Source organism: Neisseria gonorrhoeae (assembly GCF_013030075.1).
GTDB lineage: Bacteria > Pseudomonadota > Gammaproteobacteria > Burkholderiales > Neisseriaceae > Neisseria > Neisseria gonorrhoeae.
Window position 1 is genome coordinate 1,206,517 of sequence record NZ_AP023069.1, and the last position, 16,360, is coordinate 1,222,876.

A 16,360-nucleotide genomic window follows, 5' to 3' on the forward strand; every position below is an offset into this window, starting at 1 on the left:
TCATGTCGCTGTCGGATAAGGTTTTTTATCTCCGCCAAACGCTGCGCCGCCTCCAACAACCCCCTCTTCTCCTCCGGCTGATGCGCCTTTGTGAATATGCCGCCTGAAACTCGGGGCTTCAGACGGCATTTCGTATCCAAACGGTAACTAATGTATCCGTACTTTGTTATAGAATGGCTGCTGTTTTTTCTTCGTAATTAGAAATTGTCAAAATGGGCAAACATATTCTTTTAGGTGTAACGGGCAGTATTGCGGCGTATAAGTCTTGCGAGTTGGTGCGACTGCTGAAAAAACAGGGGCATTCGGTTACGGTGGTTATGAGCCGCTCGGCAACTGAATTTGTTTCTCCGCTGACTTTTCAGGCTTTGAGCGGCAATCCCGTTCTGACCGACACGCACGGCGGCAACGGTTCAAACGGTATGGAACATATCAACCTGACCCGGAATGCGGATGTTTTTCTGATTGCGCCGGCAAGTATGAATACCGTGGCAAAAATCTGTAACGGCGTGGCAGATAACCTACTGACCAATCTGGCAGCCGCACGGAAATGCCCTCTTGCCATCGCTCCCGCGATGAATGTGGAAATGTGGCTGAATCCTGCCAACCAACGGAATATCGCACAACTGGTTTCAGACGGCATTACTGTCTATATGCCGGGCTTGGGCGAACAGGCTTGCAGAGAAAATGGTATGGGAAGGATGCCGGAACCTGCCGAATTGCTGGATTTGCTTCCAGACTTGTGGACACCGAAAATTTTAAGGGACAAGAAAATCTTGATTACCGCAGGTGCGACATTTGAAGCCATTGACCCTGTCAGGGGCATCACAAATACCTCCAGCGGAAAAATGGGCGTAGCTTTGGCGCGGGCGTGCCGTGCCGCCGGTGCGGAAATCAGCCTGATTCACGGACAGCTTCAAACCACGCTGCCTTTCGGCATATCCGATACGGTTCAAGCCGTCAGTGCCGAAGATATGCATCGCGCAGTACATCGTTTGATTGAAAAACAAGATGCTTTTATTTCTGTTGCCGCCGTCTCAGACTATAAGGTTAAAAACAGGAGTACGCAAAAATTCAAAAAAGATAAAAATGCCAAACCGTTATCCATCGAATTGGATGAGAACCCCGATACTTTGGCTTCTATTGCCTCATTGCCGAACCCGCCGTTCTGCATCGGTTTTGCCGCTGAAACGGAGAATGTAATGGCATATGCGCGGGAAAAACGTATTAAGAAAAAAATACCGGTGATAGTTGCCAATGATGTTTCAATCGCGATGGGCAAGACAACCAACCAAATTGTTATCATAGATGATGATGCGGAGTTGTCTTTCCCCGAAACAAGTAAAGATGAAGCGGCAATGCGGATTGTTGAAAGGCTTGCCGTATATTTGAACAAATAAGCAATTGAACGGATAAACCATAAAACGGGTTGCCTTTTGATTAACAGGCAACCCGTTTTACCTGCTTCAACTTCTGATGACTTTGCGGATATATGGGATGCTGTGCAGATTTTGAATAATCTGATTCAACTGATCCAAATTCTTGACTTTCAATAAGAATTTGAATTCGACAAAACCTTCCGTTCCCGACTGGGATTTAGACGGTGTTTCGACCGACTCGATGTCCGCACCGGAATCGGAAATCGCTTGCGCCATTAATGCCAACAGGCCGTGGCTGTCTTCCGATTGGACTTGAAGCCCGACACGGTAGTTCTGCCCGTTCATATTTTCCCAGTCTGCATCCAGCTGCTGTTCGGGATCGGACTTCAACAACGTCGGGCAGGTATCCCTATGGATAATCATGCCTTTTCCCTTAACCAACAGCAAACGGATGGAATCGCCGGGAACAGGGTGGCAGCACTCTGCAAAATGAATATGCCCGCTTTCCTGACCATCAACTTTAATGGAACTGAGCCTGACCTCGCTGCCGAAATGCTCCCCTGCCAATTCGGCGATATGCATGGCGACATAAACAGGCAGGGTATGCCCCATACCGACGTTGTACAGCACTTCCTCAAATGAAGTCTGTTTGTCGTTGAGATCGGCAAGGTATTTTTCTTTGATGCCGTCTGAAAGCAGGACATCTTTGGGCAGCAAACTGGACAAGGCTTTTTGTAAGAGGCTCTCTCCCAAAACGACCGCATCGTGCCGGTTAAGATTTTTAATATATTGGCGTATGGCACTGCGCGCCCTGCCGGACACGGCGAAATTCAACCACGCGGGATTGGGTTTGGCGTGTTCGGATGTGATAATTTCAACAGAATCACCGGTTTTGAGCTTCGTACGCAGCGGCATCATCACATTATTGACACGCGCGGCAACTGTTTTATGCCCAATGTCGGTATGCACCGCATAAGCAAAATCGACAGGCGTTGCCCCTTTGGGCAAAGTTAGGATTTTTCCTTTCGGAGTAAGGATGTAGATTTCGTTCGGAAACAAATCGACTTTGACGTGTTCGAGAAACTCAATGGCATTGGCGCTGCTTGCCTGCAAGTCTAAAATGTTTTTCAACCATTGATTGGTGTGCAGCACTGCCTGATCGACCGTTTTGGAATCTGATTTATAGCTCCAATGGCCGACAATACCGCCTTCCGCCACGGCATCCATTTCCCGCGTGCGTATCTGAACTTCAATCGGCAAGCCGTAGGGGCCGACCAAAATCGTATGCAGACTTTGATAACCGTTGCTTTTCGGAATGGCGATATAGTCTTTGAACCGTCCGGGCTTGGGCTGATAGAGGGTGTGCAATGTGCCGAGTGCGGCATAACAGGCGGGAATGCTGTTGACAATGACGCGGAAACCGTAAATATCCATAACCTCGGCAAAGCGCAGCTTTTTCGCCATCATTTTCTGATGGATGCCGTACAGGTTTTTTTCCCTGCCTTTGATTTTGGCCTCTATATTCGCGCCTACCAGCCGCTGGCCGAACGCGCGCAAAACTTTGCCGACAACGTCCTGCCTGTTCTTCCGGCTCTTGTCCATCGCTTTTTTTAAAGTCTCGTAGCGGTTGGGATGCAGGTTTTGGAACGATAAATCCTGAAGCTCCCGATACGCATTATTCAGACCTATGCGGTTGGCAATCTGTGCGTAGATTTCAAGGGTTTCCCTTGCAATCCGGCGGCGTTTGTCCGGGCGCATCGAACCGAGCGTCCGCATATTGTGCAGGCGGTCGGCAAGTTTGACAACGATGACGCGCACATCTTTGGTCATCGCCAAAATCAGTTTGCGGAAACTCTCCGCCTGATGTTCCGCATGATCTTCAAATTTGAGTTTTTCGAGTTTGGACAGCCCGTCCACCATCTCGGCAACAGTATTGCCGAACACCGCCGCCATTTCCCCTTTTGTCACGCCCGTATCTTCCAATACGTCGTGCATCACGCCTGCACAAAGACCCTGTATGTCCATATGCCAAAGGGCGAGCTGCGTCGCAACGGCAATCGGATGCGTGATGTAGGGATCCCCGCTTTTGCGGGTTTGCCCGTCGTGGGCGCGAAACGCATAGGCGACAGCTTTTTCAAGCTCCGCCTGTTCCTCGGGCTTGAGGTAGGAGGCGGTATGGAAAAGCAGGGTACGCGCTTCGGCGGTCAGGGGGTCGTAAGGGGCGGAAGGTTGGGGGGCGGGCATTTCAGACGGCTTTCGGGATGTATGTGTTTTTTCATTTCAAACCGTCGGACTGCACGGCGGCAGAGTGTGCCGGCGTGCGTTTCCGGCAGAATTTATTTATTGCGCGTCAACAGTTCCGTACCGATATGCCCGGCTGCGATTTCCCTTAAGGCGGTAACGGTCGGTTTGTTATTGCGGACATCGTCCACAAGCGGCGTATTGCCATTTTCAAGCTGGCGGGCCCGACGGGCCGCTACCAATGTCAGGTCAAAATGGTTGGAAATTTTTCCGGTACAGTCTTCGGTGGTAATACGTGCCATATTATTTGCTTTCTTTCAAAAATATTTAAATTGGGAAACCGGATATTTTCGCGGTTTTTAGGAATTTTCCAACAAATCTGCAATAAATCCCAGTTGCCGCGACCTTTTCAGACGGCAGGCATTCACAATATGAAGCAAATCCCCCTCCGCCTTCTCCAGGTCGTCATTGACCACGACAAAGTCGAACAATACGGACTGTTCGATTTCATGCCTTGCCTTCGACAGCCTCCTTTGGATAACTTCCCGACTGTCCGTCCCGCGCCCTTTGAGGCGCGCGGCAAGCACGTCGAAAGAAGGCGGCAGGATAAAGATACCGACAGCTTCCGGCAGCGCGTTGCGAACCTGCGCCGCGCCCTGAACGTCGATTTCCAAAATCACGTCATAGCCTGCCGCCGCCAACGCATTCACGCCCTCCGTGCTTGTGCCGTAATAGTTGCCGAATACGTCTGCGTATTCCAAAAAAGCCTCCTGCGCGATAAGCGATTCAAACTCTTCTTTGGAAACAAAGTGATAATGTACGCCGTTTGCTTCGCCTTCACGCGGCGGGCGCGTCGTATGCGACACGGAAACGCGCAAACCGTTATGGTTTGCCAACAGCCGCGACACCAGCGTGGTTTTGCCCGTGCCGGAAGCGGCCGAAATGATAAAGATGTTGCCTTTTCGATAAGCGGACATATTTTTTACCTGTATATTTTCCAACCGATTGTATCACAACGGACACCCTATTTCATATTTGCCGATGCCCATATTTTGCCGCTATTGTTTTGATTGATTTGGCAAGCGGCAGGCTGACGGCTACAATATGGCGTTAAAAACATCAAACTTGGAACACGCAATGCTGGTTCATCCCGAAGCTATGAGTGTCGGCGCGCTTGCCGACAAAATCCGCAAAATCGAAAACTGGCCGCAAAAAGGCATCTTATTCCACGACATCACGCCCGTCCTGCAAAGTGCGGAATACTTCCGCCTTTTGGTCGATTTGCTGGTTTACCGCTATATGGATCAGAAAATCGACATCGTTGCCGGCTTGGACGCGCGCGGCTTCATTATCGGCGCGGCACTCGCCTACCAGCTCAACGTCGGCTTCGTCCCCATCCGCAAAAAAGGCAAGCTGCCTTTTGAAACCGTATCGCAAAGCTACGCGCTCGAATACGGGGAAGCTGCGGTGGAAATCCACACCGATGCCGTCAAACCCGGTTCGCGCGTCCTGCTGGTCGATGATTTGGTTGCCACGGGCGGCACAATGCTTGCCGGGCTGGAACTGATCCGCAAACTCGGCGGGGAAATTGTCGAAGCCGCCGCCATTTTGGAATTTACCGACCTTCAAGGCGGCAAGAATATCCGCGCAAGTGGCGCGCCCTTATTTACCCTGCTTCAAAACGAAGGCTGCATGAAAGGCTGAAAACCGACCCTGCCGTCTGAAACCGGCAGGGTTGTTATTATACGTTCAAATCACACCCAAATCTTGCAAGCCCCTCAACACGCCGTCTTCATCAACGCCGGGGCAAACATATTTCGCCGCTTCTTTCGCTGCCTGTTCCCCGTTACCCATTGCCACGCCGAACCCGACTTCAGACAGCATTTCCACATCGTTCAAACCGTCGCCGAACGCCATCACGTCTGCCATTTCCAAACCCAATGCTTCAACCACGCTTCTGATGCCGTCTGTTTTCGACATTCCCGCAGGCAGCAGATCGACCGCTTCCTCGTGCCAGCGCACCGTTTTCAAGCCTTCCCGTTCCACAATATCCGACCAAAGCGGCATTTCGTTTTCCTCCGCAAACACCAGCATCTGATACACCGGTTTGCTTGAAAAATAATCCTTATCGGCAAAAAAATCGCTGGCGATATGCTGCAAGGCGCGGCACACGCATTCCGACAGCGCGGACACGGCGATCCCCTCTCCGCCGACAAACGCATAATCCATGCCCAAGCCATCCAAATGCGCACAAACCCTGCCCATCAAACCGGTATCCATCGGTACTTCGCGCACAGTTTTACCGTGCAGCAGCGCAAACTGTCCGTTTATCGTTACCACGGCATCCATACCCGTTTCCGCCATCATGTCCCTGACCTTTTCGGGAATCGTCGCCAAAGACCGCCCCGTTGCCAACGCCGTCAATATACCTTTGCCGCGCAAAGCCGCCACCGCCGTTTTCACGGAAGGGCGCAAGGTATCCGTATATTTGCGGTACAGCGTATCGTCAATGTCGAAAAACACGATTTTGGGATTCATCATATTCTCTCTCGCACTCAAACTGCCGCATTGTATCCCAAGAAGGCAAATACTTGATAAATCCTTATAAATTTCCCGGCAAAATTGACCGCGAACACGAAAAGGCGGATAATCCGCCCATCTTCAAACACCCTTCAGACGGCATTTGCAGCAATGCCGTCTGAAACATTTTTACAAAGCATACAAATCATGCTTCAACACACAGGACGACACATAAAGCACCGCCCTATTATGTCGTCCTGATTCGGAAGGGGTTACGCCCCTCCCAAACAAAGTCTGATCCTGCCGCCCTAAAGGGCGGGGTTTCAACCGAAAAGGAAACACGATGAAAGCACCCGAACTCTTATTGCCCGCCGGCGGATTGGAAAGAATGCGCGCCGCCTACGATTACGGCGCAGATGCCGTTTACGCCGGCAGCCCGCGTTACTCCCTGCGCGCCCGCAACAACGAATTTGCCAAACTCGACGTCCTCGAGCAAGGCATTAAAGAAGCGCACGAACGCAACAAAAAATTCTTTTTGACCGTCAACACCCTGCCGCACAATTCCAAACTCAAAACCTTCGTTGCCGACATGGAGCCGCTGATTGCCATGAAACCCGACGCGCTGATTATGGCGGATCCGGGTTTAATTATGACCGTGCGCGAAAAATGGCCGGAAATGCCGATCCATCTGTCCGTACAGGCGAACACCACCAACTACTGGGGCGTGAAATTTTGGCAGAACATTGGTGTCGAACGCATCATCCTGTCACGCGAATTGGGCATGGAAGAAATTGCCGAAATCCGCCAAGAATGCCCCGACATCGAACTCGAAGTCTTCATCCACGGCGCATTGTGCATCGCCTACTCAGGCCGCTGCCTGTTGTCGGGCTATTTCAACCACCGCGATCCCAACCAAGGCACCTGCACCAACTCCTGCCGTTGGGACTACAAAGTCCACAACGCCACGGAAAGCGAGGCAGGCGATGCCCAGCTTCTGCAAGGTTTCAACTTTGAAAAAGCCCAAGAAGAAGCCAACCAAAACTTTGAAGGCATCAACGGTCAAAAACGCCATCCCTACGCCGACAAAGTTTTCCTGATTGAAGAATCCAACCGCCCGGGCGAGATGATGCCGATTATGGAAGACGAACACGGCACCTACATCATGAACTCCAAAGATCTTCGCGGTATCGAAGTCGTCGAAAAACTCGCCAAAATCGGTGTGGACAGCCTCAAAGTCGAAGGCCGTACCAAGTCTCTCTACTACGTCGCCCGCGTCGCCCAGTCCTACCGCAAAGCGATTCACGATGCCGTCGCAGGCCGTCCGTTTGATTACAGCCTGTTGAGCGAACTCGAAGGCCTTGCCAACCGAGGCTACACCAGCGGCTTCCTCGAACGCCACCAAACTCAGGATTATCAAAACTACCTCAGCGGCCATTCCACCGCCAAACAAAGCCAATACGTCGGACACGTTACCGAAATCGACGAAAATGGCTGGGCGACCATCGAAGTTAAAAACCGCTTCGCCGTCGGCGATTCGCTCGAAATCATCCACCCGAGCGGCAACCAAACCATCAAATTGGAACAAATGACCCGCAAAGGCCAACCTGTCGATGTTGCCCCGGGCAACGGCATTCAGGTCAAAATCCCCAATATGCAGGGCAAAGAAAAAGCCCTCATCGCACGCGTGTTGAACCCCTGAGCCACAATGCCGTCCGAACCCCGTTTTCAGACGGCATTTTGTTGAATCTTACTGTACAATGGCAATGATTTCCCACAGCAAACAAGGACATCCGACATAAAAAATCCTCATACTCTCCGCCGCCGCCCTGATGCTGGCAGCCTGCCAATCCGGCCGCGCGCTTAAAAACGCGCACACGGCATCCGCCGGGACACCGGCCGGAGAATCATGCAAAGTTATCCGCGGAGACACCGCAGGAGGCGGCAAAAACATCATTTACCGTTGTAGCAACGGTCAGGCGGCAATAAATGCAGCCACCGCCGCCGGCGTATTGGAATCAGGGATTCCCGTCAGCTTCGGCGGCGGCGTACCGGTTGCAAACGGCAGGAATCTAGTTACACGGCAAGCGGCAAACGGCGTTGGCAAATCCGACTCCGAGGCCTGCGAACACGCCCTAATCAATGCCGCCCGCAAATTCCAGCAGACCGCCGGCAAACTCGGCGGGCGCAGTGTTACCGGCTTCCACAGCTACTTTGGCAAGCAATCGCTGCAAGGCGGACAATACGACTGTCAGGCAGGTTCGTTCCACGTCCGCGCGGTCATGCGCGCCAATGTCGTCCGTTAACATATCGGCAATCAAAAAATGCCGTCTGAAACATTTTTCAGACGGCATTTTTAATCCTGCAACATTACTCCCTGCCCTGAGTTCGGATACTGTATCAATATAAAACCCCATCACACAGATTTACGGTAAAAAGCCGTCCGAATGAGTTCCTGAAAACAATTCGGACAGCTTTAATCCCCAACGAGGCAATTAATCCAATAATACTAGATTAAAACTTCCATTCCAGCGATACGGCGTAATTACGGCCTGAGGCGCGGTAGCGGTCTAAGCCTTTGCCATCTCGGTCGACCGCGTTGGTGGTGCTGTAGCTATACAAACCGCGCAGGGAATCCCAAGTGGTGTATTTGCGGTTGAACACATTATATACGCCTGCACGCAAAGTCAGGTTTTTAGCCGGTTTGTAGAAGCCGTACATATCAAACACATAAGCCGACTTGTTCAGCCACGGGTAATCTTTTACCTTTTTCTGCAAAGGCGTACCCCGGCCCTTGTTTTCATAAACGGTGTATTGCGCGTCTTTGGCCTTTTTCGCACCCAGATAAGTCAGGCGGGAGAACACACCCCATTTTTCGCTCGGGCTTCGTAGTCGACACCGGCAATCACTTTCGGCGGCTGTGTGGACAGCAGGCTGTTGTCGCCCGACAGTTTGCTTTTCGCATAACCCAGCGAGCCGAACAATTTCCAGCCCTCAGGAACAAAAGACGCTATTTTGTCCACATTCAGACGGCCTGTCAGCTCAAGACCACGGATTCGGGCCTTATCGATATTTTGCATCTGCCATTCCGGTTTTTCGGAATAAGGATTGCTACACATACCGTAGTAGTAATTCATCTGAGTACAGCCGACATCGCCGCTGGTGGTCAGCTTCTGCTCTTCAGACAAGAAGTTGCGGTAATTGTTTTGATACAGGTTGGCATCCAAAGTACCTTTTTCGCTGCGGCCTTGCAGAGACAGGGTGTGGGTGGTGCTGCGCTCGGCTTTCAGGTTGGGATTGGGCAGCCAATTACCCGAACCGTGGTTGTAAGTGAAATACACTTCGGACGCATTGGGGACACGGTAGCCGGAAGTAATGTCGTAACCGACATGCCAAGCCTGATTCAGTTGCGCCGCCAAACCGACAAATCCGCTCCAGCCTTTATAAGTATTGGCTGCAGGCGGTGTTTTGTCACAAGCATGACACTCGGCATTCAATTCCTGAGGCGTCATTTTGGTATGATCGTAACGGATATCTGCACGGCTGCTGAACACGTCGTTCCATTGGATTTGATCAGACAGTGAGAAACCATAATTAGTGGTTTTCACAGGGTGTTGAATCGAGCTGGTAGTACGGGATATCTGTCCGCTGAAGTAATAATCGTCGCGGTTTAAGTTTTCAAACTCACGCCGACTGGCGAAAGTTTTAAACGACAAGCGATGTTGGCCGCCCAGTTGCAACGGTTGGCTGTCCATACGCAAAGTAAAACGTTTGAATCGGGTGTCCATGCTGCGGTTGTATATTTCGTCCAAATCCTTCTGATTTATAGTTGCGCGTCCAGGTGGAATAATCCATCGGGAACGAGCCTTTGTTGTTAACCGCCGCCACTTTGGTTTTCTGATAATCGAAGTCCGCCTTCAAAGACGACAACCAATTTGAATCAGGCGTCCATTCGTAAAAGAGGTTGGCATTGCGCCGTCTGTTTACGTCATCGGCTTCGCGCCAGGAAGAAGCGGTCAGGTTATAAGACTCTTCAAATCGTGTAATTATGCCCCTGCTGGCCGTTAAACGATGCGCCGATGCGGTGCTTGTCGTTGATTTGATAAGCAATCTTACCCAAGAAGTTGTGGTATTTGTGTTTGGACGGATCAGGGATACCGCGTGCCGAACCACGGATATTCGCTCCGCTGCCAGCACCCTCTACCGGATAGCCACGCTCGCCCGCGCTTTCGGTCTCATGACCGCGACGTTGCGAATACAGCAAAGCGGCATCCACGCGGTCGTTGCTCACACCGAAACCGAGTGTATTTGTCCATTCGCGGTTGCGGCTGCTGTAACCGTTTTTCATCATCACGCCGAATTGCCTGTCGTCCAACAGCAAATCATGGCCTTGCAGGGTTTGGTAATTCACGCCGCCACCCAATGCGCCGCTACCGGTATTGAAAGAGTCAGCGCCCTTCGCGATTTCGATGTTGCGCACGAGTTCGGGGTCGATAGACAGGCGCGAGCTGTTGAAGTTGCCATAACGTGCATACAGTGAGTTTTCTTCCGAATCAGGCAGGCTCACGCCGTCAATGCTGACACCGACACGGTTGCCTTCCACGCCGCGCACAGCAAAGCCTTTTTGATGGCGGCCGCTATCGCTCAAGCCGACGTCGGTGGAGTAACGCACCAAGTCTTTGTTGTCGCGTATCATTTCCTGTTGAATGCGGCCGAGGTTGACACGTTCCACGGTTGCAGGCGCATTAAGCTGGTCTTTAACGCGCACTTCTTTTATCTCTGCTTTAACGGGTGTGGTTTCGGTTGCAGCTTCATCCGCTGCCAAGACCGGATTGCCGAAAATACTGCCGACCAGCGCGGCAATAGGAAGCATGTGTAATGGTTTCATATTATCAACTCAAGATGTAATGGATTGTTCATCCATCAGTTAATTCATAATAAATTTTCTGATAATCATTAATATTTAATAAGACAGCAACCCGTACAAATAAATCTGTGTCGTGTAATTAAAGGTCTCTGCAAACATCTATGCCGAGGCCTTGTTTGTTTCATTATTTTTAAGGGTCTGTACTAGATTGGCAGATATGTTACCCTCGAAATATGAAGATAACACACTGCAAATTAAAGAAAGAAGTACAGAAAGAACCGCTCCGTTCTTTTGTACCGGAAGTTACCGCCCGTTCTGCCGCCGATATTTTGGGTATCCATCCCGATTCGGCGGCACTGTTTTACCGTAAAATCCGCACGGTTGCCAACCATCGTTTGGCCTTGGCTGCCGATGAGGTTTTCGAGGGCCCCGCCGGGCCGGGCGGAAGCTGTTTCGGCGTACGGCGTAAAGGCAGACGCGGTCGCGGCGCGGCAGGAAAAGCGGTTGTCTTCGGCATTCCGAAACGCAACGGGCGGGCCTATACCGTTGCCGCGGACGATGCCGAGCCTGAAACGTTGCCCCCTGCCGTCAAAAAGAAAATCATGCCGGACGGTATTGTTTATGCCGATAGCCCGGGCAGCCGCGGCAAGTCGGACGCGGGCGGTTTTACCCGTTGCCGCATCAACCGTTCCAAGGAATTTGCAGACCGTCGGAACCACATTAACGGCATTGGGAACTTTTGGAATCAGGCAAAACGCGCCTTGCGGAAATACAACGGAATCGATCGTAAACCTTTCCCGCCGTTGTTGAGGGAATGCGAATTTCGATTTAACTCCGGCACACCGTCCCGGCAGCTAAAAATCCTGCGGGATCGGTGTGGAATTTAGGGATAATCTAGTACAGCCCCATTTTTAATGTCTGTGCGGCATCATGCCTTCGGGGGCTTCTGTTCCTTCCGGCAAACCGAAGGTTTCACGCAGAATCACTTTATAGAAAGCAAACGCTTCCTGCGCGCCTTGAATGGCTTCTGCTTCTGCTTCCGGAGTTAAGTTCAGGGCATTCAGGTGCTCGACGAAGGCGCGCCAGTGTTTGCCGCGCCCGTCCGGATGCGGAGCGAGGTGGCGCGCGCCGTGTTCGCCGGTGTAATCCAGCTTTTGCGCGTGTTTGAACAAAAATGCCGCGCCCAAATTGGATCCTTCGGCGCAATAAAGCCAGCCGACGGCTTTGTTGCCGGTTTCGTGTGGCAATTCTTTGTCGAATTTGTAAGGCTCTTCGCCCAAGTCTTTCAAGTCTTGCGTTACGGCATCGTATCGCGCCATGTATTCCAGCTCGGAAATGGCTTTGTTCAACTCGGGGTCTTTATAGATATGATCAACCGCTTTGTGGAACACGGATTGCAGTTTCAAAAATTTGATGTAGTTTTCTTTGCTGACAAACGGTTGGACAGACATAACGAGGTTATCCACGCTGTCGTGAACCGCCGTGGTATCCGCCTTCAGGCGTTTGGCAAACGTCAGGGCTTGGTTTTCGGTTTCGCTCATAAGTTCTCCTTTGTCGGTAAGGGATAAGGATGCGGTGCGGGCAAAATCCGGACTTGCCCGCATACAAAAATAATAAAGAATCATAAACGAAATTTATTATCACATATTTTACGAAAAAATATCATTTGCGTTATATTTTTAAGCGGGTATTTTATGATTATTTACAAAATCGGGGTTTTATCAAATAGGCTTGTCGGCCGGAGGGGCAGCCGCTCAAAAAATATTTTTGCCGGACACCAAGGGTTTGTTCATACTGCCGAACCTGCCGGTTTTGCATCCTGATTGGGTGTATCGCTTTTTTTCCTTTATAATGCCGCCATTTATATTTGCCACTTTCCCGATGAAGCCGTTTGCCGAAAATATCCCCCACAGCCTTCGCGGCAACTGCCGCGACGAAGCCCTGCCGCCGCATACGGTAGATTGCCCGGAATGCGGCTGCCGTACAGACGTGCCCCAGTTGGACAAGGGAGAGGCGGCGTTCTGTCCCCGTTGCGGACACAAACTCTTCAGGGTGGGCAGCCACCCTTTTTCCGGTCCGCCCGCCTATGCGGCGGCTTCGCTGATTTTGATGGCGTTTGCTTACAGTATGACGTATATCGAGGTCGGGATACCGGGTGCGGCATCCGTCCTTTCGCTGCCCGAGATGATGCGCCTGATGGTGTTTCAGGATTATGGTTTTTTGGCCGAAGTGATGTTTGTGCTGACTTTCGGCGCGCCGGTTCTGTTTCTGCTGCTGTGCCTGTATGTCTATGCCGCGCTGATACGGAAACAGGCGTATCCTGCGCTGCGTTTGGCAACGCGTGTGATGGTGCGCTTGAGGCAGGCGATGATGGTGGATGTGTTTTTTGTTTCCACTCTGGTGGCGTATATCAAGCTCTCGTCTGTGGCAAAGGTTCGCTTCGGGCCGGCGTTTTATCTGATGTTCGCGCTGTCGGTTATGCTGATTCGGACTTCGGTATCGGTTCCCCAGCATTGGGTGTATTTCCAAATCGGGCGGCTGACGGGGAATAATGCGGTTCAGACGGCATCGGAAGGCAAAACCTGTTGCAGCCGCTGCCTGTATTTCCGCGACAGTGCCGAATCCCCCTGCGGGGTGTGCGGCGCGGAACTGTACCGCCGACGGCCGAAAAGTCTGAGTATTTCGTCGGCGTTTCTGACGGCGGCGGTTGTTTTGTATTTCCCTGCCAATATCCTGCCGATTATGATTTCGTCCAATCCTGCCGCCACGGAGGCCAACACCATCTTTAGCGGCATCGCTTATATGTGGGACGAGGGCGACAGGCTGATTGCGGCGGTTATTTTCAGCGCGAGTATTTTGGTGCCGGTGCTGAAGATTGCGGCAATGTCGGTTTTGATTGCGGCGGCACGGTTCGCTTTGCCGGCGGGCGCAAAGAAATTGTCGCACCTCTACCGCATCACCGAAGCGGTCGGCCGCTGGTCGATGATTGATATTTTTGTGATTATTATTTTGATGTGTTCGTTCCACACTTATGCCGCGCGCGTCATTCCGGGCAGTGCGGCAGTCTATTTCTGCCTGGTCGTGATTCTGACGATGCTGTCCGCCTATTATTTCGACCCGCGCCTGCTTTGGGACAAACGCGCTTCAGACGGCATTGCTTTCAACGAAACGGAAAAATATGACTGACAACAGCCCTCCTCCAAACGGACACGCTCAAGCACGCGTCCGCAAAAACAACACCTTCCTCTCCGCCGTCTGGCTGGTCCCGCTGATCGCGCTGATTGCCGGCGGCTGGCTTTGGGTTAAGGAAATCCGCAACAGGGGGCCTGTGGTTACGCTCTTGATGGACAGCGCGGAAGGCATCGAAGTCAACAATACGGTCATTAAGGTATTGAGCATCGATGTCGGACGCGTTACCCGAATCAAACTGCGCGACGACCAAAAAGGCGTGGAAGTTACTGCCCAACTCAATGCGGACGTATCCGGCCTCATCCGCAGCGATACCCAGTTCTGGGTGGTCAAGCCGCGTATCGACCAAAGCGGCGTAACCGGTTTGGGTACGCTGCTTTCGGGTTCGTACATCGCTTTTACACCCGGCAAAAGCGGCGAGGCAAAAGACGTGTTCCAAGTGCAGGACATTCCGCCCGTTACCGCCATCGGGCAAAGCGGGCTGCGCTTGAATTTGATTGGTAAAAACGACCGCATCCTCAACGTCAACAGCCCTGTTTTGTATGAAAACTTTATGGTCGGGCAAATCGAAAGCGCGCATTTCGACCCGTCCGACCAAAGCGTGCATTACACCATCTTCATCCAAAGCCCCAACGACAAACTGATTCATTCCGCCAGCCGTTTTTGGCTGGAAAGCGGCATCAATATCGAAACCACAGGCAGCGGCATCAAACTCAATTCCGCCCCTCTGCCTGCCCTGCTGTCAGGCGCGATTTCATTTGATTCGCCGAAAACCAAAAACAGTAAAAACGTCAAAAGCGAGGACAGCTTCACGCTTTACGACAGCCGCAGCGAAATCGCCAACCTGCCTGACGACCGCTCGCTGTACTACACCGCGTTTTTCAAACAATCCGTGCGCGGACTGACCGTCGGTTCGCCTGTCGAATACAAAGGGCTGAATGTCGGCATGGTTTCCGATGTCCCTTATTTTGACCGCAATGACAGCCTGCACCTGTTTGAAAACGGCTGGATTCCCGTACGCATCCGCATCGAGCCTTCCCGTTTGGAAATCAATGCCGACGAGCAAAGCAAAGAGCATTGGAAACAACAATTCCAGACGGCCTTAAACAAAGGCCTGACCGCCACCATCTCCAGCAACAACCTGCTGACCGGCGGCAAAATGATTGAGTTGAACGATCAGCCTTCCGCCTCGCCCAAGCTGCGACCGCATACCGTTTATGCAGGCGATACCGTCATCGCCACACGGGGCGGCGGTTTGGACGACTTGCAGGCCAAATTGGCGGATTTGCTGGACAAATTCAACAATCTGCCATTGGATAAAACCGTTGCCGAATTGAACGGCTCGCTCGCCGAACTCAAGTCCGCACTCAAATCCGCCAATGCCGCCCTAAGCTCCATTGACAAACTGGTCGGCAATCCGCAGACGCAAAACATCCCGAACGAACTGAACCAAACTCTGAAAGAGTTGCGCATAACCCTGCAAGGCGTATCGCCTCAATCGCCTATCTACGGAGACGTACAAAATACGCTGCAAAGTTTGGACAAAACCTTAAAAGACGTTCAACCCGTCATTAACACTTTGAAAGAAAAACCCAACGCACTGATTTTCAACAACAGCAGCAAAGACCCTATCCCGAAAGGAAGCCGATAATGCGCCTTTTCCCCATCGCCGCCGCCCTGACGCTTGCCGCCTGCGGTACTGTGCAAAGCACACAATATTTCGTGTTGCCCGACAGCCGCTACATCCGTCCTGCAACGCAAGGCGGCGAAACCGCCGTCGAAGTCCGTCTTGCCGAACCGCTCAAACGCGGCGGACTGGTCTATCAAACCGACCCCTACCGCATCAACACCGCACAAAACCATGTTTGGGCAGACACCTTGGACGATATGCTCGAAGCGGCGTTGAGCAATGCATTCAACCGTTTGGACAGCACACGCACCTTTGTTCCTGCCTCACGCAGCGGCAGTACCGACAAATGGACGGTCTATATCGACGCATTCCAAGGCAGCTACACGGGCAAAACCCTCATCAGCGGCTACGCCGTCCTACCCGACGGTACGAACAGACCCTTCCATATCGAAACCGAACAGCAGGGTGACGGCTACGCCGCCATGACCGCCGCACTCGAACAGGGACTGAAACAGGCGGCGCAACAGATGGTCGAGTAAA

General features: G+C 52.0%; 14 protein-coding genes and 1 pseudogene. 8 read left to right on the forward strand and 7 right to left on the reverse strand.

The window, feature by feature from the left end; genetic code table 11:
- A complete protein-coding gene (locus HT085_RS12060) occupies positions 1 to 129 on the reverse strand; it encodes a hypothetical protein (RefSeq protein ID WP_256204576.1) in 129 nt (42 codons plus the stop codon).
- Between the two features lie 83 nt (positions 130 to 212).
- On the opposite strand from HT085_RS12060, the gene coaBC reads away from it, so the two are divergent.
- Positions 213 to 1,397 carry a bifunctional phosphopantothenoylcysteine decarboxylase/phosphopantothenate--cysteine ligase CoaBC gene (gene coaBC / locus HT085_RS06350; protein WP_003691630.1) on the forward strand — a complete coding sequence of 395 codons (1,185 nt, stop codon included), beginning with the start codon at positions 213 to 215 and terminating at the stop codon, positions 1,395 to 1,397.
- A 66-nt stretch (positions 1,398 to 1,463) separates the two neighbouring features.
- Here the strand turns inward: coaBC and HT085_RS06355 are convergent, their stop codons facing one another.
- The 3 genes from HT085_RS06355 to gmk all read right to left on the reverse strand — a co-directional run bounded on the left by HT085_RS06355 (position 1,464) and on the right by gmk (position 4,594).
- Positions 1,464 to 3,620 (reverse strand): RelA/SpoT family protein, encoded by a 2,157-nt coding sequence (locus tag HT085_RS06355; RefSeq protein ID WP_003691632.1) that lies wholly within the window; start codon positions 3,618 to 3,620, stop codon positions 1,464 to 1,466.
- 92 nt (positions 3,621 to 3,712) lie between these two features.
- Positions 3,713 to 3,919, reverse strand: coding sequence for a DNA-directed RNA polymerase subunit omega (rpoZ, locus tag HT085_RS06360; RefSeq protein WP_002212665.1), 207 nt, complete (start codon positions 3,917 to 3,919; stop codon positions 3,713 to 3,715).
- A 57-nt stretch (positions 3,920 to 3,976) separates the two neighbouring features.
- Positions 3,977 to 4,594: a guanylate kinase gene (gene gmk, locus HT085_RS06365; RefSeq protein ID WP_003691634.1), complete on the reverse strand. Its 618-nt coding sequence runs from the start codon at positions 4,592 to 4,594 to the stop codon at positions 3,977 to 3,979.
- Between the two features lie 127 nt (positions 4,595 to 4,721).
- Between gmk and HT085_RS06370 the strand changes: the two genes are divergently transcribed.
- The gene (locus HT085_RS06370; RefSeq protein WP_002212663.1) at positions 4,722 to 5,321 is read left to right on the forward strand and encodes an adenine phosphoribosyltransferase; all 600 of its coding nucleotides are present in this window, start codon (positions 4,722 to 4,724) and stop codon (positions 5,319 to 5,321) included.
- A gap of 45 nt (positions 5,322 to 5,366) precedes the next feature.
- Here the strand turns inward: HT085_RS06370 and HT085_RS06375 are convergent, their stop codons facing one another.
- Positions 5,367 to 6,155, reverse strand: a complete 789-nt coding sequence (locus HT085_RS06375) for a Cof-type HAD-IIB family hydrolase (protein WP_010360614.1) — start codon at positions 6,153 to 6,155, stop codon at positions 5,367 to 5,369.
- Between the two features lie 325 nt (positions 6,156 to 6,480).
- On the opposite strand from HT085_RS06375, the gene trhP reads away from it, so the two are divergent.
- A complete protein-coding gene (trhP, locus tag HT085_RS06380; protein ID WP_003691638.1) occupies positions 6,481 to 7,836 on the forward strand; it encodes a prephenate-dependent tRNA uridine(34) hydroxylase TrhP in 1,356 nt (451 codons plus the stop codon).
- A 130-nt stretch (positions 7,837 to 7,966) separates the two neighbouring features.
- A complete protein-coding gene (locus HT085_RS06385) occupies positions 7,967 to 8,440 on the forward strand; it encodes a hypothetical protein (RefSeq protein ID WP_003700207.1) in 474 nt (157 codons plus the stop codon).
- 208 nt (positions 8,441 to 8,648) lie between these two features.
- Here the strand turns inward: HT085_RS06385 and HT085_RS06390 are convergent.
- Positions 8,649 to 11,022, reverse strand: a pseudogene (locus HT085_RS06390) (TonB-dependent hemoglobin/transferrin/lactoferrin family receptor).
- A 212-nt stretch (positions 11,023 to 11,234) separates the two neighbouring features.
- Between HT085_RS06390 and HT085_RS06395 the strand changes: the two are divergent.
- Positions 11,235 to 11,888 (forward strand): IS1595 family transposase, encoded by a 654-nt coding sequence (locus HT085_RS06395; protein ID WP_172763938.1) that lies wholly within the window; start codon positions 11,235 to 11,237, stop codon positions 11,886 to 11,888.
- A 24-nt stretch (positions 11,889 to 11,912) separates the two neighbouring features.
- Here HT085_RS06395 and HT085_RS06400 read toward each other — a convergent pair whose 3' ends face one another.
- Positions 11,913 to 12,542 carry a biliverdin-producing heme oxygenase gene (locus HT085_RS06400; protein WP_010360624.1) on the reverse strand — a complete coding sequence of 210 codons (630 nt, stop codon included), beginning with the start codon at positions 12,540 to 12,542 and terminating at the stop codon, positions 11,913 to 11,915.
- 310 nt (positions 12,543 to 12,852) lie between these two features.
- On the opposite strand from HT085_RS06400, the gene HT085_RS06405 reads away from it, so the two are divergent.
- From HT085_RS06405 to HT085_RS06415, 3 genes are read left to right on the forward strand one after another with little or no spacing between them, the layout of a single operon-like run.
- On the forward strand, positions 12,853 to 14,187 hold the full coding sequence (locus HT085_RS06405) for a paraquat-inducible protein A (protein WP_012503779.1): 1,335 nt from the start codon (positions 12,853 to 12,855) through the stop codon (positions 14,185 to 14,187).
- Positions 14,180 to 15,841, forward strand: coding sequence for an intermembrane transport protein PqiB (gene pqiB, locus HT085_RS06410; RefSeq protein ID WP_003691646.1), 1,662 nt, complete (start codon positions 14,180 to 14,182; stop codon positions 15,839 to 15,841). The genes HT085_RS06405 and pqiB overlap by 8 nt, the downstream gene beginning before the upstream one ends.
- Entirely contained in the window at positions 15,841 to 16,359 is a 519-nt protein-coding gene (locus HT085_RS06415; protein WP_003691649.1) for a PqiC family protein, read from the forward strand. The genes pqiB and HT085_RS06415 overlap by 1 nt, the downstream gene beginning before the upstream one ends.
- Position 16,360 lies beyond the last annotated feature (1 nt).